Genomic DNA, 1,157 nt, shown 5'->3' with positions numbered 1-1,157 from the left:
CGACGCCACGACGCCACGACGAAAAGTGGGCCCCGTCCGGCTCGGACGGGGCCCACTCTCCTCAACTCGGCGAACTCGACTCGACTCGACTACAGCCCGCCCTCCGACATCCCGTGAACCGCCGGGACCGTGCCCAGGCGGCCCTTCTGGAAGTCCTCGAAGGCCTGCTGGAGCTCGTCGCGGGTGTTCATCACGAACGGGCCGTAGTGCGCCATCGGCTCGCGGATCGGCCGGCCGCCCAGGATGACGACCTCCAGGTCCGGGGTGTTGGCGTCCTGCTGCTCGTCCGCACGGACGGTGAGCGAGGAACCCGCGCCGAAGACGGTCGTCTGGCCGGTGTGGACCAGCCGGCGCTCCGTGCCGGCACTGCCGCGGCCCGCCATCACGTACGCGAGGGCGTTGAAGTCCTCGCGCCACGGAAGCGTGAGCTCGGCGCCGGGTGCCACGGTCGCGTGAATCATGGTGATCGGCGTGTGCGTGATGCCGGGGCCCTCGTGACCGTCCAGCTCACCGGCGATGACCCGCAGGAGCGCGCCGCCGTCGGCGGTGCTGAGCAACTGGACCGAGCCACCGCGGATGTCCTGGTAGCGCGGCGCCATCATCTTGTCCGCGGCCGGCAGGTTCACCCACAGCTGCAGCCCGTGGAAGAGGCCGCCGGACATGACGAGCGACTCCGGCGGCGCCTCGATGTGGAGCAGGCCGGAGCCGGCCGTCATCCACTGGGTGTCGCCGTTGGTGATGGTGCCGCCGCCACCGTTGGAGTCCTGGTGGTCGAAGACGCCGTCGATGATGTAGGTCACGGTCTCGAAGCCGCGGTGGGGGTGCCAGGGGGTGCCCTTCGGCTCGCCCGGCGCGTACTCCACCTCACCCATCTGGTCCATCATGATGAACGGGTCGAGGTGGCGGTAGTTGATCCCCGCGAACGCGCGACGGACCGGGAATCCCTCACCCTCGAAACCGCTCGGCGCGGTGGTCACGGTGAGCACGGGGCGGGCGACGGCCTCCGCCGACGCCGCCACACGGGGCAGGGTCAGCGGGTTCTCGACGGTCACTGCAGGCATGTCGGTTACCTCCTTGTGCTCGCTTGTACTCGAACTTTAGTTGAATGCAGAACTTCCTGCCACCCGGAACACAGAACGCCCGGAGGGAATTCCCTC

Annotated in this window: 1 protein-coding gene; it reads right to left on the bottom strand. The window is 69.1% G+C overall.

All coding sequences use genetic code 11. The annotated features are described in order from the left end of the window. Positions 1-89: 89 nt before the first annotated feature. Positions 90-1,061 (bottom strand): pirin family protein, encoded by a 972-nt coding sequence (locus AOK01_RS39475; RefSeq protein ID WP_055520392.1) that lies wholly within the window; start codon positions 1,059-1,061, stop codon positions 90-92. Between the last annotated feature and the right edge of the window lie 96 nt (positions 1,062-1,157).

This window comes from Streptomyces aurantiacus (assembly GCF_001418335.1).
GTDB classification, from domain to species: Bacteria; Actinomycetota; Actinomycetes; order Streptomycetales; family Streptomycetaceae; genus Streptomyces; species Streptomyces aurantiacus.
Note: the sequence above shows the minus strand (reverse complement) of the source record. Positions and strands in the feature narration are given on the sequence as shown.